General features: G+C 69.0%; 11 protein-coding genes and 1 pseudogene. 9 read left to right on the top strand and 3 right to left on the bottom strand.

Annotation, left to right across the window (positions count from 1 at the left end):
• Nucleotides 1-60 precede the first annotated feature (60 nt).
• Nucleotides 61-1,212, bottom strand: a complete 1,152-nt coding sequence (locus AC06G6_RS14435; RefSeq protein WP_479823134.1) for a glutamate--cysteine ligase — start codon at nt 1,210-1,212, stop codon at nt 61-63.
• A 304-nt stretch (nt 1,213-1,516) separates the two neighbouring features.
• Here AC06G6_RS14435 and AC06G6_RS14430 point away from each other — a divergent pair, with 304 nt between their 5' ends.
• Together AC06G6_RS14430 and AC06G6_RS14425 are read left to right on the top strand one after the other, a co-directional pair.
• Nucleotides 1,517-3,148, top strand: coding sequence for a glycoside hydrolase family 3 N-terminal domain-containing protein (locus tag AC06G6_RS14430; protein ID WP_479823132.1), 1,632 nt, complete (start codon nt 1,517-1,519; stop codon nt 3,146-3,148).
• Between the two features lie 92 nt (nt 3,149-3,240).
• Nucleotides 3,241-4,038, top strand: coding sequence for a shikimate 5-dehydrogenase (locus AC06G6_RS14425; RefSeq protein WP_479828696.1), 798 nt, complete (start codon nt 3,241-3,243; stop codon nt 4,036-4,038).
• Between the two features lie 126 nt (nt 4,039-4,164).
• Here the strand turns inward: AC06G6_RS14425 and AC06G6_RS14420 are convergent.
• Nucleotides 4,165-5,381: pseudogene (locus AC06G6_RS14420) on the bottom strand (THUMP-like domain-containing protein).
• A gap of 56 nt (nt 5,382-5,437) precedes the next feature.
• Here AC06G6_RS14420 and AC06G6_RS14415 point away from each other — a divergent pair.
• From AC06G6_RS14415 to AC06G6_RS14400, 4 genes are all read left to right on the top strand, one after another.
• A complete protein-coding gene (locus tag AC06G6_RS14415) occupies nt 5,438-5,869 on the top strand; it encodes a hypothetical protein (RefSeq protein WP_479823130.1) in 432 nt (143 codons plus the stop codon).
• 310 nt (nt 5,870-6,179) lie between these two features.
• Nucleotides 6,180-6,476 (top strand): co-chaperone GroES, encoded by a 297-nt coding sequence (gene groES / locus AC06G6_RS14410; RefSeq protein WP_069949240.1) that lies wholly within the window; start codon nt 6,180-6,182, stop codon nt 6,474-6,476.
• 77 nt (nt 6,477-6,553) lie between these two features.
• Nucleotides 6,554-8,164: a chaperonin GroEL gene (gene groL / locus AC06G6_RS14405; protein WP_479823127.1), complete on the top strand. Its 1,611-nt coding sequence runs from the start codon at nt 6,554-6,556 to the stop codon at nt 8,162-8,164.
• A 136-nt stretch (nt 8,165-8,300) separates the two neighbouring features.
• Nucleotides 8,301-9,824 (top strand): ATP-dependent DNA ligase, encoded by a 1,524-nt coding sequence (locus tag AC06G6_RS14400; protein ID WP_479823125.1) that lies wholly within the window; start codon nt 8,301-8,303, stop codon nt 9,822-9,824.
• Between the two features lie 6 nt (nt 9,825-9,830).
• Here the strand turns inward: AC06G6_RS14400 and AC06G6_RS14395 are convergent, their stop codons facing one another.
• Nucleotides 9,831-10,799, bottom strand: coding sequence for a DUF389 domain-containing protein (locus AC06G6_RS14395; RefSeq protein WP_479823123.1), 969 nt, complete (start codon nt 10,797-10,799; stop codon nt 9,831-9,833).
• A gap of 153 nt (nt 10,800-10,952) precedes the next feature.
• Here AC06G6_RS14395 and AC06G6_RS14390 point away from each other — a divergent pair, with 153 nt between their 5' ends.
• The 3 genes from AC06G6_RS14390 to AC06G6_RS14380 all read left to right on the top strand — a co-directional run bounded on the left by AC06G6_RS14390 (nt 10,953) and on the right by AC06G6_RS14380 (nt 16,670).
• Nucleotides 10,953-13,025, top strand: a complete 2,073-nt coding sequence (locus AC06G6_RS14390) for an acyltransferase family protein (RefSeq protein WP_479828695.1) — start codon at nt 10,953-10,955, stop codon at nt 13,023-13,025.
• A 182-nt stretch (nt 13,026-13,207) separates the two neighbouring features.
• Nucleotides 13,208-14,719 carry an IMP dehydrogenase gene (gene guaB, locus AC06G6_RS14385; RefSeq protein ID WP_307460383.1) on the top strand — a complete coding sequence of 504 codons (1,512 nt, stop codon included), beginning with the start codon at nt 13,208-13,210 and terminating at the stop codon, nt 14,717-14,719.
• Nucleotides 14,720-14,828: 109 nt separating this feature from the next.
• Nucleotides 14,829-16,670: an ABC transporter ATP-binding protein gene (locus tag AC06G6_RS14380; RefSeq protein WP_479823121.1), complete on the top strand. Its 1,842-nt coding sequence runs from the start codon at nt 14,829-14,831 to the stop codon at nt 16,668-16,670.
• Nucleotides 16,671-16,679: the final 9 nt, after the last annotated feature.

Below are 16,679 nucleotides of genomic sequence, written 5' to 3'. Positions count from 1 at the left end.
AGCTGCGGCCGTTATGAGCGCTGAAAACGGCTTCTGCTGCCAGTCAGATGGGTGCCCGGTCTAGGCTTCGGGGCCCTTGCGCATCTGCTGGACCAGGTCCAGGACGACGGCGCGCAGGTCGCCGCCGTGCTCGGCGGCCACGCGCCGCTGCCGCTGGTACCCGGCGCCGCGCTCAATGATCTTCAGGACGTCGGCGAGCTCCGTGACGCAGCCCAGCTTCACCGCGACGGGTTCCAGCCGGGCGACCGTCTCGCGGATGTGGTCGGTGACGAGCTGTTCGTTGCCGGCGGCGTCCAGGATGATAATGGCGTCCAGCCCGTAGCGGGCCGCACGCCACTTGTTCTCCTGCACATGCCAGGGCGGCATGGTGGGGATGGTGCCGCCGTTGTCCAGCGTCGTGGAGAACTCGTCGACGAGGCACTGGGTCAGGGCGGCGATGGCGCCGACTTCCTCCAGCGTGGCCAGGCCGTCGCAGATGCGCATCTCGATGGTGCCGAAATGCGGGACGGGCCTGATGTCCCAGCGGATTTCGGAGAGCGAGTCGATCACGCCGGTGGTGAACATGTCCTGGGCGTAGGACTCGAAGTCCTCCCAGCTGGCGAACTGGAAGGGCAAACCGGCGGTGGGGAGCTGCTGGAACATCAGTGCGCGCTGCGAGGCGTAGCCGGTGTCCTCGCCGCCCCAGAACGGGCTTGAGGCGGAAAGCGCCTGGAACTGCGGGAAATAGTTGACCAGGCCGTCCAGGACGGGGAGCACCTTGTCCCGGCTGTCCAGGCCCACATGCACGTGGACGCCGTAGATCACCATCTGGCGGCCCCACCACTGCGTGCGGTCAATGAGCTTGGCGTAGCGTTCCTTGTCGGTCACCGGCTGCAGCTGCGGCGGGCTGAAGGGGTGGCTGCCCGCGCAGAAGATCTCGACGCCCATCGGATCGGTGACATCACGGACGGCGGCGAGGGAGCTGCTCAGGTCCGCCTTCGCTTCCGCCACGGTGTTGCAGACCCCGGTGACCAGCTCCACCGTGTTCAGCAGCAGCTCCTGCTTGATGTGCGGGTGCTCGTCGTCCTCGTTCAGCTCGGGATGCCGCGCGGCGACCCCGCGGAGGACCTCCTGGGCCACGGAGGCCAGTTCCCCGGTTTCCGCATCCACGAGGGCGAGTTCCCATTCCACACCAAGAGTTGATTGCCTGGATGAAGCGAAATCAATCTTCATGTGGTCCCTTCGTTGTTTTGCTGTCCGTTTCCCTGCCCCGTCCGGCTTTCGTCTTGGGCGGAATTGCCGGACAGTTGGCGAGGCAACGGTGGCTCAAGTCTAGTGCAGGGGTAGCATCGAGCCGGTGGCCAGATTGCAGCGAAGACGTGAAAGTATTCACAAAAGTACCCGGACCGCAACGGTTCTGACGGCAGTTCTGGGGCTTGTCCTCGGAACCGCCTCCTGCTCCGGGACCCCGACGCCGGACCCCGCGGCGGATTCCGCCACCCCGGCGGCCCCCGTAGCGACCGCACCCGCCGCCCCGGTGCCACCTGCGGAACCGCCGGGAGATCCGTCAGATCCGGCACCCCCGTCGGATCCGTCCGCAACGCTGCCGGACGATCCCGATACCTTCCCCCGCGCCGGGACCCGGCCGCTCGGCTGGGGGCCGCAGCAGCGGGACGCAACCGCCGCCGCACGGGCCGTGGCCGCGATGACCCCCGAGCAGCGGGCCGGGCAGGTCCTGCTGCCCTTCTACCGCGGACTCGACCACGAGGCCCAGGCCGCGCGCATCGAGCGCCTGCACCTGGCCGGGTCCATCATCATGGCCGACAACGTCCCGGGAACACCGGACGGACGGGTGGACACCGCCAAAATGCACGGCGTCGCCAGCCGGCTCCAGGCCGCGGCACAGGCCGGCGGCCGCAGCTGGCCCGGGCTGATCGGCGTCGACCAGGAAGGCGGCGTGGTGGCACGGCTGCGGGCGCCGCTGACCGAATGGCCCGCCCCGATGAGCTACGGCGCGGCGGGAAGCGGGCCGCTCGCCGGCGAGGCCGGCCAGGCCATGGCCTCCGAACTCGCGGCACTGGGCTTCAACACCGACTTCGCCCCGACCTCCGACGTCACCATGGGCCCGGCCGATCCGACCATCGGAGCCCGGTCAATGTCCGGAAACGCCGACGCCGCGTCCGGCTTCGGCGTCGCCTTTTCCCAGGGGATGCTGGCCGCGGGGCTGCTGCCGGCCGCGAAACACTTTCCCGGCCACGGTTCCGTCAGCGTCGATTCCCATGCCCGGCTGCCGGTCCAGGGCGCCAGCCTGGAGCAGCTCCGGGCCAGGGACCTGAAGCCCTTCCAGGCAGCCATCGACGCCGGCCTGCCGATGGTCATGACCGGCCACATCGCCGTGCCCGCGCTCGAGCCCGGCGTTCCCGCCTCCCTGTCCGGGGCGGCGTACGCCGAACTGCGCGGCATGGGATTCCAGGGCGTGGCCGTCACGGACGCGCTCACCATGGGCGCGGTCAAGGGACCGTACCCCCATGACTCCGCCGCTCCGCTGGCCCTGGCCGCCGGCGCTGATCTGCTGCTGATGCCCGCCAACGTGGAGGCGGCCCATGCCGCGATCATAGCCGCGGTGCGCAGCGGCGCCCTGCCGCCCGAACGTCTCGCCGAGGCGGCACAGCGCGTCGTCACCATGATGATCTGGCGCGCCCGCACCGGCGCCGGGCCCGGAACGGCGCCCGGCAGCGGCAGCGGCCTGTCCCAGGAAGTCTCCGCGGCGGCCATCACCGTGCTGGCCGGGCCCTGCGACGGACCGATCGTGCCCACCAGCGTCCGGGTGACGGGCGGCTCGGCCCAGGACCGGGCGCGCTTCGCCGCCGCGGCCCGGAACGCCGGCATCAGCATCGGTGCGGGGCCGCTCGTCTCGCTCATCGGCGCCCCGGCATCACGGGCCTCCGGGTCCGCACCGGCCGCCCCGCAGACGCCGGCGGACGTGGCAGTCGCCCTCGACGCGCCCTGGCCGCTGGCACACTCCACGGCCCCGGCCAGGATCGCCCTCTACGGCCGGAGCCAGGGCGCTTTCGACGCGCTGGCCGCCGTGCTGGCCGGACACGCCAGGGCCCCTGGCAAGCTTCCGGTCGCCGTCGGGGCCCAGCATCCGGGCACCGGCTGCGCCTGAGATCCGGCCGGCACGGCCGGCCGGCGCCCGGGAACGCGCCGGCACGGCCCGGCCTGTCGTTTAATGGAGGGGTGCCCATCCTGAATAAAGACATGACCCTCTGCATCTCGCTCTCGGCCCGGCCGAGCAACAACGGGACGCGCTTCCACAACCACCTGTATGACCAGCTTGGCCTGAACTGGATCTACAAGGCCTTCGCCCCCACGGACCTCGGCCAGGCGATCGCCGGCGTCCGCGGCCTCGGGATCCGCGGCTGCGCCGTGTCGATGCCGTACAAGGAGGACGTCATCGCGCTCGTGGATGTGATGGACCCGTCCGCGAAAGCGATCGACTCGGTCAACACGATCGTCAACGACGGCGGCACCCTCACCGCCTACAACACCGACTACACGGCGATCGAGCAGCTGCTGCAGCGCAACGCCGTGCCCGCGACGTACTCGGTGCTGCTCCGGGGCGCCGGCGGCATGGCGAAGGCCACCGCCGCGGCCCTGCGCGACGCCGGGTTCCGGGATGTCACCGTGATCGCGCGCAACGAGGAGGCGGGGCGGGCGCTCGCCGGGCTCTACGGCTTCGCCTGGCGCGCCGACGTCGATGCCCTGACGGCCGACATGATCATCAACGTGACACCCATCGGAATGGCAGGGGGCCCGGACGCCGAGGCCCTGTCCTTCCCGCCGGAGGCCGTGGACGCCGCGAGGGTGGTGTTCGACGTCGTTGCGCTGCCGGCCGAGACCCCTCTGATCAAGGCCGCCCGAGCCGCCGGCAAGACCGTGATCACCGGTGCGGAGGTGGCGACCATCCAGGCGCTGGAGCAGTTTGTTCTGTACACGGGGATCCGGCCCAGCGACGAGCAGGTCCGGGCCGCCGAGGACTTCATGCGGGCCCAGTAGCCTCCCGCGAATCCGCGAATCCGCGAATCCGCGAATCCGCGAATTCGGGAAACCGCAAACCCGCGCCTCCGCGAATCGGGAACCCGGGAATCCGGCGGGTCCGGCTGCCCGGACAGCTGCCCGAGCCTAGACCGGCTCCACCGAGATGGCCACCCGCTCCTCCCCGATCCGGGTGAGGACCAGGGTGGCTGTCTTTTTGCCCTTGTTCTTCCCTCCCGGAAGCAGCTGTTTGCGCAGCTCCTCCGGGGTGACCGAGGTGCCGCGCTTCTTGATGTCCAGGACGCCGATGCCCTGGTCCCTGACCCAGGCCTTGAGCGCCTTGACGTTGTACGGCATCACCTCGAGGACCTTGTAGGGCCGGGCAAAGGGGGTGTCCCGCAGCTCCGGGGCGCAGATGTAGGCGATGTGCTCGTCCACGAGGTGCCCGCCCAGCAGGAGCGCGACGTCGGCCACCAGCCCGGCGCGGATGACGGCGCCGTCGGGCTCGTAAAGGTAGCCCTCGACCGGCCCCACCGGCGCGACCGGGCCGCCGTCGAAGTCCTCGGCGCTGGTGAGCTCCGCCGCGCCCGCGGGGCCCAGAAGCAGGGCGGCACGCCGGATGCCCGGCCGCCGGACCGCGTTGAACCACAGCGCCACTTCGGTGACGTCCCCGCCCACCGACACCCACTGCGCCTCGCAGTTCCTGGGCACCGAGTCGTGCGGCATGCCCGGGCCCATCTTCACACCCACGGCCAGGCCGCGCCGGCCAGGGACTCGACGAAGGACAGCGGCGGGGAAAAGTCCTCCGGATCCCAGAGCCGCTTCGTGCCCGAGGTGGAGGTGGTCCGGCGCGCCGGGTCCAGCCACACGCCGTCCATCCCGTCGAGGGCCACCGTCGTCGCGTCGGAATGGACCACCGTGGCGTTCCGGAACGGGATCAGGTTCATCGTGGCGCAGGCCGCCGTCGTCTCGTCCCGTTCCACGGCGGTGACCTGGATGTCGAGCGAGGCGAGTGCCATGGCATCGCCGCCGAGGCCGCAGCCCAGGTCCGCGACATGCTGCACGCCGGCTTCCGCGAAGCGCTGCGCATGCCGGGCCGCCACGGTGAGCCGGGTGGCCTGCTCCAGGCCCGCCTGGGTGAAAATCATCTGCCGGGCGAACTCGCCGAATTTGGCCTCAGCCTTGGTCCGCAGCCGCGACTGGGTGAGGACGGCGGAGACGAGTTCGGGGGAGTGGCCGGCCTTCCGGAGCGAGGCGTTGAGACGGAACGCCTCGTCCTCCTTGTAGGGGCCCAGCGACGCCAGCAGCTCCCAGCCCTCGGGGTTCAGCAGCGGGGCGATTTGGTCCTGCGGTGCGTCAGACATGGGATCAAGCCTAGTTCAGGGCGGGCCGGCGCCGTGCGCCCGATAAGGTTGACGGCATGGAAGACAGCGGCACGGCAAACAGCGGCACGGGCGAGGACTACCAGGAGGAAGGCGCCGCCCGGCAGGACGCCGACGGCGGCCGCCCCGCCCGCCAGGGGCTCGCCCGCTTCGCCCGCCCGGCGCTGATCGCCGGCGGCATCATCGCCGTCGTCTGTGTGGCCCTTCTGGTCATCATCTTCTTCCTGGACTCCTTCAACGCCACCGTCTATTCAGTCGGCGGCCAGGACGTCCAGGACGCCTCCGACCAGGCGAAGGCCATCCGCGAGAACTACGCCGGGGCCCGCGCCGGCGGCGTCGCATTCCTGGCCCTGGGCCTTGGCCTGGCCGCGGCCGGGGGCCTGGTGCTGTACCGGCACCGGAACGAGACCGACTCCGACGACGGCGACAACGGCGAGGATGTCGACTTCGAGGACCTCGGCGGACGGTAGTCCGGCACCGGCACCGCGGACATGTCCAGCGCCCGGCGCCGGCATCGAGCACAACGCCCAAATGTCCCCGGGCCGCGCCCAGGAATGGGCATGTCCCCGGGAGTCCGGCGTTCACCGGGAACGAATTTCTGGCACTCGCCTTGACCGAGTGCTAAGTACTTACATAGAGTCGTCATTAGCACTCTCCCTAGGAGGGTGCTAACACCTGAAGCTTTACAGCCAGGCTGCTGCCGGCACCGCGACGACGGTCTGTACGCCTTGGCACCACAGCTTTGATGTCCACGAATTTGCTGACGAAAAGGAGAGGTCATTGTCGGTCTCTATTAAGCCTCTTGAGGATCGTATTGTTGTCCGCCCGCTCGAAGCCGAGCAGACCACGGCTTCCGGCCTGGTCATCCCGGACTCCGCGCAGGAAAAGCCGCAGGAAGGCGAAGTTGTTGCAGTAGGCCCCGGCCGCTTTGACGACAACGGCAACCGCGTTCCGATCGACGTCACCATTGGCGACGTTGTGATCTACTCCAAGTACGGCGGAACTGAAGTCAAGACCGGCGGCACCGAGTACCTCGTGCTGTCCGCCCGCGACGTCCTGGCGATCGTCGTAAAGTAACTCTCTTGGACCCCGCGCCGCCGATCCTCCTTTGACGGGTCAGTTGCGCGGGGTTCTGTCTTTGAAAGGACAAAACCATGGCAAAGCAGCTCGCGTTTAACGACGCTGCCCGCCGGTCGCTTGAAGCCGGCATCGATAAGCTCGCCAACACGGTCAAGGTGACGCTCGGCCCGCGCGGCCGCAACGTCGTGCTGGACAAGAAGTGGGGCGCCCCCACGATCACCAACGATGGCGTCACCATCGCCCGTGAAGTCGAACTGGACGACCCCTACGAGAACCTTGGCGCGCAGCTGGCCAAGGAGGTCGCCACCAAGACCAACGATGTTGCCGGTGACGGCACCACCACCGCCACGGTGCTGGCACAGGCCCTCGTCAAGGAAGGCCTCCGCAACGTTGCGGCAGGCGCCGCCCCGGGCCAGATCAAGCGCGGCATCGAGGTCTCGGTTGAGGCCATCGCCGCCCGCCTGCTCGAAAACGCCCGCCCGGTCGAAGGCACCCAGGTCGCCAACGTCGCCTCCATCTCCGCCCAGAGCGACGAGATCGGCGAACTGCTGGCCGAGGCATTCGACAAGGTCGGCAAGGATGGTGTGATCACCATCGAGGAATCCTCCACCACGCAGACCGAACTGGTCCTCACCGAGGGCATGCAGTTCGACAAGGGCTACCTGTCCCCGTACTTCGTCACCGACGCGGAACGCCAGGAAGCTGTCCTCGAAGACGCCCTGATCCTGATCAACCAGGGCAAGATCTCCTCGGTCCAGGACTTCCTGCCGCTGCTGGAGAAGGCGCTGCAGAGCTCCAAGCCGCTCTTCATCATCGCCGAGGACGTCGACGGCGAGGCACTCTCCACGCTGATCGTCAACCGCATCCGCGGCACCCTGAACGTCGTTGCCGTCAAGGCACCGGGCTTCGGTGACCGCCGCAAGGCCATGCTGCAGGACATCGCCACCCTCACGGGCGCACAGGTTGTCTCGCCGGAACTGGGCCTCAGCCTGGACACGGTCGGCCTCGAGGTGCTGGGCACCGCCCGGCGCATCACCGTCACCAAGGACAACACCACCATCGTTGACGGCGCCGGTTCGGCCGAGGACGTCGCAGCCCGGGTTTCCCAGCTGCGCGCCGAGCTGACCCGCACCGACTCCGACTGGGACAAGGAAAAGCTGCAGGAACGCCTGGCCAAGCTGGCCGGCGGCATCGGCGTGATCAAGGTCGGCGCAGCCACCGAGGTCGAGCTCAAGGAAAAGAAGCACCGCATCGAGGACGCCGTGTCCTCGACCCGCGCTGCCCTGGAAGAAGGCATCGTCGCCGGCGGCGGCGCCGCCCTCATCCACGCCCTCAAGGCGCTCGACGAGGACCCGGCCGTCCAGGCCCTCGAGGGCGACGCGGCAGCTGCTGTCGGCATCGTCCGCCGGGCACTGACCCAGCCGCTGCGCTGGATCGCCCAGAACGCCGGCTTCGACGGCTACGTTGTCGTCGCCAAGGTCGCGGAATCGGCCAACAACCAGGGCTTCAACGCCAAGACCGGCGAATACGAAGACCTGATCGCTGCCGGCGTCATCGACCCCGTGAAGGTGACGCGTGCGGCCCTCCGCAACGCGGCGTCCATCGCGGCACTGGTGCTCACCACGGAAACCCTCGTGGTCGAGAAGCCTGCCAACGAAGACGAGCACGCAGGCCACAGCCACTAGGCTGCAGCCAGCGCATAAAAGAACCGGTCCAGCCTCCGCTGGGCCGGTTCTTTTGTGTCCATGATGCCCCAGGCGGCCCGAATAGTTCCCGCCCAATCGGACTGGCCGGCGTCGGCGGGCGTGGCAGACTGGTGCCATGCTGCTGGACGAGCTCGTGATAACCAGTGATGCCGTGGCCTCGACCCGCTCCCGGCTGGAGAAAGTCGCAGCGCTGGCCGACCTGCTGCGCCGGATGGAGCCCGGGGACATCGCGACGGCCGTCGGCCTGCTCATCGCCAGGCCGCGGCAGGGCCGGGTCGGGGTCGGTTGGCGCGGTATGACAGCGGCCATGGGGGAGCCGGCTGCCGAGCCAAGCCTTACCGTCGCCGACGTCGATGCTGCGCTGGGGCGGCTGCTCGGCATGAGCGGCGCCGGATCGGCGGCGGAGCGCGCCGCCACCCTCCGGATGCTGACCGCCGCCGCCACCGAGCGCGAGCAGGCCTTCATCGCCGGCGTGCTGCTCGGCGAACTGCGTACCGGTGCCCTTGAGGGGGTGCTGACGGATGCCATTGCCCGCGCCTCCGGCCGGCCGGTCGACGCCGTACGCCGTGCGGCCATGCTCTCCGGCGATCTCGGCGAGACCGCCCTGCTGGCCCTCACGGGCACGGCGGACCAGCTTGACGCCGTTGGCCTCGTCGTCGGCCGTCCCGTGCACCCCATGCTCGCCGCAACCGCGGCCAGCCCCGGCGCGGCGCTGGAGGTCACGGGGAAGGCCTCGGTGGAATACAAGCTCGACGGAGCGCGCATCCAGGTGCATCGCGCGGGCGACGAGGTCCGCATTTATACCCGCACCCTGGCCGAGGTGACCCACCGGCTGCCCGAGGTGGTGGAATTGGTCCGCCGGCTGCCGGTGCGCGATGTGATCCTCGACGGCGAGACCCTCGCCCTCGACGAGGACGGCGGCCCGCGACCGTTCCAGGAGACCATGGCGCGGTTCGGGGCCGACGCGGCGCGCGCCACCGTGCTGCATCCGTGGTTCTTCGACGTTCTCCACATCGACGGGCGCGACCTGCTTGACGAGCCGCTGTCAGCGCGCATCGAGGTGCTCGAACGCATCGCCCCTGAGCACCGGATCCCCGGGGAGATCACGGCGGACGCGGCCGTCGCTGAGAGAGTCTCCCGTGATGCGCTCGCCTCAGGCCATGAGGGTGTGGTTGTGAAGGCGGTCGAATCGGCCTACGCGGCCGGCCGGCGTGGTTCCAACTGGATCAAGGTGAAGCCGGTGCTTACCTACGACCTGGTGGTGCTCGCCTGCGAGTGGGGGTCCGGGCGGCGTACCGGACTGCTGTCGAACCTGCACCTCGGAGCCCTCGACCCGGCCGGGGAGTTCGGCGAACCCGGCGGCTACGTGATGGTGGGGAAGACCTTCAAAGGCCTCACCGACGCCCTGCTGCGCTGGCAGACGGGGAGGTTCCAGGATCTCGAGGTGCGGCGCACCGCGGGCACCGTCTGGGTGGAACCATCCGTCGTCGTTGAGATCGCGATCGACGGTGTGCAGCTTTCCCCGCGCTACCCGGGCGGAGTCGCGCTGCGGTTCGCACGGGTCAAGCGCTACCGCGACGACAAGACGGCGGCGGAGGCCGACACCATACAGACACTGCGCGGGCTGCTGCGCTCCTAGCTCCCGTCAGCCGCGGCTCCGTCGCAGCTGCCGCCTGAGCCGAAGGGCAGTCTCTTCGGGCAACCGTTTGGTGATGACGCGGTAGAAGATCAGCACGGCAACAGCCGCCGCCACGATGCCCACCAGGTTCAGGGCCAGCTGCAGGGCGGAACCCGCCGCCTTCTCAAACTCGCCCAGCACCAGCGCGACGGCCACGAATCCGGCCGCAGGCACCGTGGTCACGGAGATGAAAACGCCGGTCAGCGCGGCGGAGCGCCCGCTGATCACGGACAGCATCCCGGCGATGCCGGCCAGCACGGCGACAATCAGCGAATACGGCCCCGGGTGGTAGATGAATTCGGCGGCGGAGCCGCGGTCCAGGACGTCGGCGGGGAAAAGTCCCAGCGGGACGGAGAGCCACGCAGTGAAGGCCGCGGCCAGCATCGCGACGGGGAAGCCGACGCCCAGGGCCAGCGCGGCACTCCGCCCCAGCTTCCATTGCTTCTGCACAATCGCCACGGCCAGGGCCGCCAGCGGGCCGAACTCGGGACCGACCGCCATCGCGCCGACGATCAGGATCGTCGAGTCCGTGACGATGCCGATGCCCACCAGCTGGGTCGCCAGGATGAGGAAGGCCAGGAAGCTCCAGGTGAGCCGCGAGTCCTCGCCCGTCTGCCGGGACACCTCGTCCCAGATCACGGCGTCCGCGCCTTCGCCGGGCGCATCCGCGGTGGCCTTGTCCGCCCGGTCCGAGAGCACCACCTCCGGCATGATGACCGAGATCGAGCCCTGTTCCTGGACCTTTAGGACATGGAGTTTCTCCACTAGCCGCTCCACGGACTCCCGCGCCAGCAGGACATGGATTACGTCCCCCGGCGGGAGGACGGACGCCCCCGGCTGGCGGGAAACTTCGGCGACGCCGACCTCTCCGGTGGAGCAGTCCATCACCGCGTCGGACAACTGTTCCGGAACACAAATGCGCAGCTGTGCGATCATGATGCGGCCTCCTCTGGCTCGTTACAGGGTAGCCTCCGGGACTATCCCGGACCGGCGACCGGGCGTCTGCACGCGCCGCTGTGATTGGCCAGCGAATTTACGACTCGGTAGGATTGAAGCTTTGGAAACCGGTCTGGAGGGTCCCGAGTGTCGATTGAGCGAACCACAGCCAGCCTGCCGGCAGCGGAGGCGGGTTCGCAGTTGCGCGCAAAATCGGGCTACCGCCCCGAAGTCCAGGGCCTGCGTGCCCTCGCGGTCCTCATGGTGGTCACCTACCACGTGTGGCTCGGGCGGGTCTCCGGCGGGGTCGACATTTTCCTGCTGATTTCGGCGTTCCTGATGACGCTCAGCCTTGCCCGCAAGGTCGAGGCCGGCAAGCCCCTGCGGCTCCTGAGCCACTGGCTCCACCTGCTCAAGCGGCTGCTTCCCGCCGTCGTGGTGGTCATCCTCGGCGTGCTGGCGGGCACCCGCGTCGTCCTGCCCCAGAGCCGCTGGCCGGACGTGCTCGACCAGGCCTGGGCCTCGCTGCTGTACCGGCAGAACTGGCTGCTCGCGGACACCGCCGTCGACTACTACGCGCAGGACCACGCCGGGGCCAGCCCGCTGCAGCACTTCTGGTCACTGTCCATCCAGGGCCAGGTGTTCCTGCTCTGGCCGCTCGTGTTCGCCGGGGCGGCCCTGCTGCTGCGGTTCCTGCGGCGGACGCCGCTGGGGGACCGGGTGAGCTATCCCGCGCTCCTGGCCGCGGCGTTCGGCGTGATCTTCGTGGTGTCACTGGTGTTTTCGATCGAGCAGACAGCCACCAACCAGTCCTACGCCTACTTCGACACCCGCACCCGGCTCTGGGAGTTCGCCCTCGGCTCGCTGCTGGCGCTCGCGCTGCCGCACCTCCGGCCCGGCAAGGCGCTGCGGCTGGTCCTCGGCTGGGCCGGCCTGGCCGCGATGCTCTCCTGCGGCCTGCTGCTCACGGTGGACCGCTCCTTCCCCGGCTTCATCGCGCTGTGGCCGACACTGGCCGCCGCTGCCATCATCGTCGCCGGACAGAGCGGCAGCCGCTTCGGCGTGGACCGCCTCCTGACCTGGAAGCCGCTGGTGGCGCTCGGGGACAACTCATACGCCCTGTACCTCTGGCACTGGCCGCTGCTGGTCCTGGCCCTCGCCGCTACGGGCATCACCGCCCCGAACCTGGTCCAGGGCCTGGCGATCGTTGCCGCCTCGATCGTGCTGGCCGTGCTGACCACCCGGTTCGTGGAGAAGCCGCTGCGCGAGTGGCACTGGCCCCAGCGCCGGGCCTGGCGCACCGCCGTCGTGATCGCGGCGTGCGGGGCGCTGCTGGCCGGCCCGGTGTCCGTGTGGCAGAGCAAGCTGATGGCCGACGAGGCCGTGGCCGCGGCCCAGCCGAGGGAGCTGACCCCCGGCGCGGCGGCCCTGGCGCCCGAGAACGCGGGCAAACCCACGCCGGATGCGAAGATCATCCCGGCTCCGGTCGCCATGAAGAACGAGTGGGCGGACATCGACGGGCTGTGCACGGACGGGAACGTCCCGGCTGACCCGCTGCTCGCCGGATGCCTGCAGAACAGCCGCCCGGACACCGTCACAAAACGCATCGTGGTGCTCGGGGACTCCCACGCCCAGCAGTACATGGCCGCGCTCGGCCCGATTGCCCGCAGCCACGGCTGGGAAGTCGTGGCCCTCCTGAAGGGCAACTGCCGCTTCGGCGGCGAATCCCCGGACCGGGACGCGGAGTGCAACGCCTTCAACAAGGCCAGCGCCCAGTACGTCCTGGACCACCGGCCCGACGCGGTCTTCACCGTCGCCTCGCTGACCCACAAGGACGCACCCTTCGAAACCGAGGTGCCGCAGTACCTCGAAGGCATCCAGCCCCTCACCGCTGCCGGCATTGACGTGGTCGGCATCCGCGACAACCCGCGCTTCAGCATGAACATGCCCGAATGCGTCCAGAGGCACGGCCCCGAGGCCCCGAAATGCCGGGTGCCGCTGCAGGAATCCCTGGCCGAGTCCTCCCCGCTGGACGCCTACCGCGGGAAGGTGCCGCGGCTGCACCTGATGGACCTGAGCGACTTCATCTGCGCCGGGGGGATCTGCCCGGCCGTCGTCGGGAATGTGTACGTCTACAAGGACGACAACCACCTGACCAAGACTTATGTCCAGAGCATGATCCCGATGTTCGAACAGCGCCTGCTCGCGGCCACCGGCTGGACCTGACCCGGCGGCGCGCCGGCCCGGCCGGTGCCGTTGCTCACATTACCGCCCCGGAATATGGGGATCGCCGCCAAGGTTCTAGTATTTATTCAACACTTCTGCACAGGCCATGCCCGTAATGACGGGCTGGTCATCTGTTGCAACCCCTACCCGTGAAACCCATACCCAAGGTAAGAGGCGCACTCATGACCCAGCCCGAACACGACCCCTTCGGCTTCATCGGCCTGACCTACGACGACGTCCTGCTGCTGCCCGGCCACACGAATGTCATCCCCTCCGAGGCCGACACGTCCTCCCGGATCTCTAAGCGCATCACGGTGCAGACCCCGCTGCTGTCCGCGGCCATGGACACGGTCACCGAGTCGCGGATGGCGATCGCCATGGCCCGCCAGGGCGGCCTCGGCGTCGTGCACCGCAACCTCTCCATCGCCGACCAGGCGGACCAGGTGGACCGGGTCAAGCGCAGCGAATCCGGCATGATCACCAACCCGCTGACCATCGGCCCGGAAGCGACCCTGGCCGAACTCGACGAAATCTGCTCGCACTACCGGGTCTCCGGCCTGCCGGTCGTGGACGAGGGCATGCGGCTGCTCGGCATTGTCACCAACCGCGACACCCGCTTCGTCCCGGAGGCGGATTTCCCGATCCGCCTGGTCAGCGACGTCATGACCAAGATGCCCCTCGTCACCGGGCACGTCGGTATCAGCCGCGAGGAAGCCTCGCACAAGCTGGCGACCAACAAGATCGAAAAGCTCCCGCTCGTTGACGAGCAGGGCCGGCTCAAGGGCCTCATCACCACCAAGGACTTCACCAAGGCCGAGCAGTACCCGCTGGCCACCAAGGACGACGAGGGCCGGCTGCGCGTCGGAGCGGCCATCGGGTTCTTCGGCGACGGCTGGGAGCGGGCCATGGCGCTGATCGACGCCGGGGTGGACGCCCTCTTCGTCGACACCGCCAACGGCCACTCCCAGGGTGTCCTGGACATGATCCGCCGGCTCAAGTCCGATCCGGTGGCCGCGCACGTGGACATCATCGGCGGCCAGGCCGCCACCCGCGAAGGCGCGCAGGCGCTCATCGACGCCGGCGCCGACGGCATCAAGGTCGGCGTGGGTCCCGGCTCCATCTGCACCACCCGTGTGGTCGCCGGCGTCGGCGTCCCGCAGATCACCGCCATCTACGAATCCGCCAAGGCCGCCATCCCGGCCGGCGTGCCGCTGATCGCCGACGGCGGCCTGCAGTACTCGGGCGACATCGGCAAGGCCCTGGTCGCCGGCGCGGACACCGTGATGCTCGGCTCCCTGCTCGCCGGCTGCGACGAGTCCCCGGGTGACCTGATCTTCGTCAACGGCAAGCAGTTCAAGCTCTACCGCGGCATGGGTTCCCTCGGGGCCATGCAGACCCGCGGGAAGAACACCTCCTACTCCAAGGACCGCTACTTCCAGGCCGACGTCTCCGGCGATGACAAGCTCATCCCGGAAGGCATCGAGGGCCGGGTGGCCTACCGCGGCCCGCTCGCCTCGGTCGCGTACCAGCTGGTCGGCGGCCTCCGCCAGACCATGTTCTACACCGGCGCCCCGACCGTGCCGGAACTGAAGGCCCGCGGGAAGTTCGTCCGGATCACCCCGGCCGGGCTGAAGGAATCCCACCCGCATGACATCCAGATGACGGTGGAGGCCCCGAACTACGGGTCGCGCTAAACCCTCAGGTTGATTCACCCAAACTGACTAGCAGCAGGGGCCGTTTTGGACGCTCATAACGGCCCCTGCTGCGAGCTAGTTGGGAGGGGGTGTGTCCTAGGCTGGAGGCATGTCCGAACTCAGGCCCGCCCGTGAGCCGAAGCGCAAACTGGCGCTGCGGCCGTACGCCCGCGCGGTGGCGCAGGTGCTGCGCGTCAGCTTCCGGGCCTCGCCCGCCGCCGTCGTCATGAAAGTGGCGGGCTCGCTGATCTCGGCGCTGCTTCCGCTCGTCACCACCTACTTCGCCGCCCTGACCACCACGGCCCTCGCGGCCGCCTACGCCGGCGACGCCGCCGCGGGGCAGCAGGCCATCGTCTACGTCATCATTACCGCCGCGCTGGGCCTGTTCTGGGGCGCCTTCAGCAGCGTGGACCGGTACATCCAGCAGCTCATGAGCTTCAAGGTCGGCGCGATCGTGGGCGACCTCATGTACGAGCGGTTCCTGGCGCTGGAATTCTGGCGCTACGACGACAAGGAAACGGTGGACCTGTACGACCGGGCCAAGCGCTTCTCCGATTCCTACGCCCGGGTCCTGGACCGGATCGCGGCCATCTTCACCCAGCTGGTCTCGGTGATCCTGGCGATCGGCGCGCTGCTGCTGGTCAGCTGGTGGATCGCGGTGATCGTGCTTGTGGCGATCGTGCCCAGCGTCTACCTGCAGTTCAAGCTCTCCCGCGAGCAGATCGCGCACTGGAACACCCAGATCGATTCCCGCCGGCAGCGGCGGATGATCGAGACCAACCTCCTGCGCCCCCAGCACATCGCCGAGATGCGTCTCTACGGGATCGTCGGGTACCTCATGGAGTTCCGCTCCCGGCTGCGCGACGCGGATGAGCGGCGGCGGCTGGATTTCCAGAAGCGCTACATCCCCAAACAGCTCGCCGCCGACGCCCTGCAGTACGGCGCCGAGGTGGTGTCCCTGATCTGGGTGGTCGGGCAGATCATCGTCCGGGCGCAGCCGGTGGGGCAGTTCCTCTACGTCCAGCAGATCGTCAGCCGGGCGCTGTCCACCGCCAACAGCCTCGTCTCCTCCCTCAGCTCCATCGACGAGGACCTCGCGAACCTCAAGGACTACGAGCTGTTCATGGCGCTGCCGGTGCACTCCGACCACGCCCCGCCGCTGCTGCAGGCGCCCACGACCGTGGAACTGCGGGACATCCGCTTCACCTACACGGGCAGCGACCTGGAAGTCATCAGGGGCATCTCGCTGACCATCCGCGAAGGCCAGCACATCGCGATCGTGGGGGAGAACGGCGCCGGCAAGTCCACCCTCATCCGGATCCTCGCCGGGCTCTACCGCCCGGACTCCGGGCAGGTGCTGCTCGACGGCGTCGACCTCGCCGCCGTCGACGTCAAGTCCTGGCACCGCCACCTTGCGGTGCTCAGCCAGGAGTTCCTGAAGTACGAGTTCGCGACCGCGGCGGAGAACATCTTCTTCGGCGACGTCGATTCACCGCGCGACGACGGGCGGATCCGCCGCGCCGCGGCCGACGCCGAGGCCCTCGAGTTCATCAACAAGCTGCCCAACGGCCTGGACAACCACGTCAGTAACTGGATGGAGGATCCGCGCGGGCGGAAGGGCAGCGGGCTGTCCGGCGGGCAGTGGCAGCGCCTCGCGATGGCCCGGAACTTCTACCGCAATGCCCCGTTCATGGTCATGGACGAGCCGACCTCGGCCATTGATGCGCTCGCGGAGCACCGGATCTTCACGCGGCTCTTCGCCGACCGCAGCAGCACGATCATCGCCATCAGCCACCGCCTCGCCACCATCGAGAAAGCGGACATCGTCTACATGCTGGAGGACGGACGGATCGTGGAGCAGGGCACCCACAAGGAGCTGGTGGCCCTGCGAGGCCGCTACTTCCGGATGTTCGAGTCCCAGCTCAGCGTGGACGAGACCGAAGGCATCTGAGGGCCCGCC

The organism is Arthrobacter sp. CJL-S3 (genome assembly GCF_056711635.1).
Note: the sequence above shows the minus strand (reverse complement) of the source record. Positions and strands in the feature narration are given on the sequence as shown.